2 protein-coding genes are annotated in these 3,741 nt (G+C 71.1%); both read right to left on the reverse strand.

Features of this window, described 5'->3' with window-relative positions; all coding sequences use genetic code 11:
- Window positions 1-54: 54 nt before the first annotated feature.
- Complete coding sequence (locus ADK66_RS25445; RefSeq protein WP_053659603.1) at window positions 55-1,338, reverse strand: citrate synthase; 1,284 nt, start codon at window positions 1,336-1,338, stop codon at window positions 55-57.
- A gap of 254 nt (window positions 1,339-1,592) precedes the next feature.
- Window positions 1,593-3,741 (reverse strand): sulfatase-like hydrolase/transferase (locus ADK66_RS25450; protein WP_231640190.1); only part of this gene is annotated, 2,149 nt, incomplete at its 5' end.

Below are 3,741 nucleotides of genomic sequence, written 5' to 3' on the forward strand. Positions count from 1 at the left end.
CCGCCGACCCGGGACCGGGTCGACGGCCTGCCGACGGTGCGAAGAGCGGAGGCGTCAGCGCTCGCTGAAGGGGACGTAGTCCCGCTCGGCGGAGCCGACGTAGACCTGCCGCGGACGGCCGATCTTGGTCTCCGGGTCGTTAATCATCTCGCGCCACTGGGCGATCCAGCCGGGGAGCCGGCCGAGCGCGAAGAGGACCGTGAACATCTTGGTCGGGAAGCCCATGGCCTTGTAGATCAGGCCCGTGTAGAAGTCCACGTTCGGGTAGAGCCGACGGGAGACGAAGAAGTCATCGTCGAGCGCGATCTCCTCCAACTCCATGGCGATGTCCAGCAGCGGGTCCGGCTTGGCCATCCGGCCCAGCACGTCCTGCGCGGCCTTCTTGACGATCGCCGCCCGCGGGTCGTAGTTCTTGTAGACCCGGTGGCCGAAGCCCATCAGCTTGACGCCGTCCTCCTTGTCCTTGACCTTGCGGACGAAGGACCGGACGTCGCCACCCTCAGCGTTGATCTTTTCGAGCATCTCCAGCACGGCCTGGTTGGCACCGCCGTGCAGCGGGCCGAACAGCGCGTTCACGCCGGCCGAGACCGAGGCGAACAGGTTGGCGTTGCTGGAGCCGACCAGCCGGACGGTCGACGTGGAGCAGTTCTGCTCGTGGTCGGCGTGCAGGACGAACAGCATGTCCAGCACCTTCGACATCACCGGGTCGACCTCGTACGGCTCCGCCGGCACGCCGAACGTCATCCGCAGCAGGTTGTCCACGTACCCCAGCGAGTTGTCGGGGTAGAGCAGCGGCTGCCCGATGGACTTCTTGTACGCGTACGAGGCGATGGTGGGGACCTTCGCCATCAGCCGGACCGTGGAGATCTCCACGTGCTCGGAGTCGAACGGGTCCAGGCTGTCCTGGTAGAAGGTCGACAGCGCGCTCACCGCGGACGAGAGCACCGCCATCGGGTGGGCGTCCCGGGGGAAGCCGTCGAAGAAGCGGCGCATCTCCTCGTGCAGCAGCGAGTGCCGCCGAATCCACTCGGTGAACTCGGTCAGCTGCTGCTCGGTCGGCAGCTCGCCGTAGATGAGCAGGTACGAGACCTCCAGGAAGGAGGACTTCTCGGCCAACTGCTCGATCGGGTACCCCCGGTAACGCAGGATGCCCGCGTCGCCGTCGATGTAGGTGATAGCGGATGAGGCGGCCGCGGTGTTCACGAAACCAGGGTCGTACGTCGTCATCCCGGTTTCTTTCAGCAGCTTGCTCACCCCGATGCCAGCGGGGCCCTCGACCGCAGGATGTACCGGCATCGACAGCTGCCCACCGGGGTGATCGAGCTTGACTTCCGTCATGTGGTTCCTCGCTTCGCCGGCAGATCTACGTTGAATTGCCTTCGCTTCTACCGTAATTGCGGCCCCGGGGACACTGCCCGCCGTGGTTCGGCGGTGAGGTATGCGTCACCCGATTCCCGACTCACCAGCCGGGAAACCCTCCGTCCCGCTACCCGGGACGGCCCGAAGCGCCCCGAACCGCCCGGAACGACCCCCCAGAGCGGACCCGTGTGCCGCAGCCGCGACGACAGCGCTAGGACAGCCCTGGAACAGCGCTAGGACAGCGCCAGTCGGCGCAGTGTTCCGTCCCACGTGACCTGGTAGACGTCAAGTGTGTTCGCCCCGGCCCGGAACAGCCGGTCGTCGGTGAGCAGCGCGGCGAAGCGGCGTCCTCCGGGGTCGGCCGGCACCACCGGGACCACCGCCCCGATCCGGCCGTTGATCGCCACCGCGAGTTGCGTGCCGTCCGGGACCGTCTCGGGCACGTCGCCCCAGACCAACGCCGGAAGGGTGCCGGTGTCCGGATCGGTCGCCTGGAAGGCGGCCAGGTCGGCCACGCGAGCACTGCCGGCGGCCGGGCCCGCCCGTACCTCGGTTCCGACGAGTGGGTGCGGTGCCGACGGCGGCGGTGGGGTGGGCACCCCGCCGGGGACGGTGATCGGCTCGCCGGGCCGGTCGTAGAAGTGTTTCGTGCTGTCCGTGCGGGGCGCCTGCCGGGCGGAACGGCCGTCGACGCGGCGGGGTAGTCGGATGCCGGCCTCGTCGGCGACGGTCGGCAGCAGGTCGACGTGTTCCCAGTTGCGGTCGTCGACGCGGCCGGTCTGCTGGCGGGGTTCCTTGACGAACAGAGGCACCCAGGCGACCTCACCGGCGGCGGCCTTGATGGCGTCCATGCCGCGGCCCTGCGCGCCCGCGCGGAAGCTCACCCCGTGGTCGGCGGTGACCACGATCAGGGCCTGGTCGTAGAGGCCGCTGGCGCGCAGCGTCCGCAGTGTCTCGCCGATCAGCCGGTCGGTGTAGCCGAGCTGGGCGAGGTGCCGCTGCCGGGCCAGGTCGACCCAGCCCGCGCCGTCGTTGGGCAGGTCCTCCGGGGCGTCGTAGCGTGCGCCGGACGGCAGGTACGCCCACGGTGAGTGCGGCATGAGCAGGTGCAGGAAGTGCAGGGTGGGCCGAGGTTCGGGTTTCAGCCCGGCGAGGAAGCTGGTGAACCGGGCGGGCTGGTTGTCGTCGAGGCTGTCCCAGCGGAACTTCGGGTCGTCCGGGACGGGTTCGGCGGCGTCCAGGCCGGCCTCGGCCCGGGTCTGCTCCCGGTAGGAGTCCTCCGGGTCGACGGCGCTCTCCGTCGGCCCGGCGATCTGGCCGAGCAGTTTGCCGGTCTGCCGGACCAGTACGCCGAGCCCCTGATCGGGGGTGATCGGCTGTTCGCAGCGGCTCGGTGGGCAGAGCCGGGTGATGCTCTCCTGCGCCTTGACGTCGTAGAGGCCGCCGAAGGCCGTGAAGATGTTGTCGGGGTACTGCGAGTAGTGCGGCGCCACGGACCGCGCCGGGTAGCGGCCGGTGAGCATTGCGGGCAGCGCGTTTGGCGTCCAGCCGCTGACGCCTGTTGCGTTGCGGTACCAGGTGGACCCGCCGGCCAGTTCGGCGAAGTGCGGGAACCGTTGCGCGTCGATCCGCCCGTCGACGCCGAGCAGGCTGACAAGCGGCAGCTCGTCGAGGATCAGCATGACCACGGGCGGGTGCACGGCCGCACCCTGCGCCGTACCGGCCGCGCCGCCGTCGCTGCGCGGCAGCACCACCGCCGAGGTGGGCGAGACGAGCAGGAACAGCGCCACGAAGGCCACCGGTCCGGCGGCGGCCAGTCGCAGCACGCGGCCCGGCGCCCGCCACCGCCGGTGCGCGGCCGCGCCGGCCGCACCGGCAAGGGCCGCCACGAGCAGCAGGGGTACGCCCCGAAGTGGCGTCGCGTGCCGGCCCACCTGCACGGCGAGGGCGGCCAGCAGCAGCCCCACAAGCGCGGTGTGGGTGATCGCGCGGGCGGTGCGGCCTGCCAGTCGACTGACCGCGCCGAGCGCCACCAGGGGCAGCGTGGGCACGACCGCCACCAGGGCGACGAGCAGCAGGATCTGGCCGGGGTCGGCACGGTGGAACAGGAAGAAGTCGGGGCTGCGGCCGAGCACGTCCAGCAGCGGCTGGGTGACGACCAGCCCGACCAGCGCGGCGACCTCCAGCAGCCGACCCACCTCGCCGCGCCAGCCCTGGTCCCATCGGCGCTGCGCCGACGTACCCGTGTCCGGGGCCGCCGTTCCAGCGTCGGGCGCCGACGCTCCAGCGTCCGGGGGCGACGTCCCAGCGTCCGGGGGCGACGTCCCAGCGTCCGGGGGCGACGTCCCAGCGTCCGGGGGCGACGTCCCAGCGTCCGGGGGC

The sequence above is a fragment of the Micromonospora sp. NRRL B-16802 genome, from assembly GCF_001279555.1.
GTDB lineage: Bacteria > Actinomycetota > Actinomycetes > Mycobacteriales > Micromonosporaceae > Micromonospora > Micromonospora profundi.

Excerpts from the sequence above, each read along its gene's own strand:
- ADK66_RS25445 (WP_053659603.1), bottom strand. The coding sequence starts at position 1,338 with ATGACGGAAGTCAAGCTCGATCACCCCGGTGGGCAGCTGTCGATGCCG.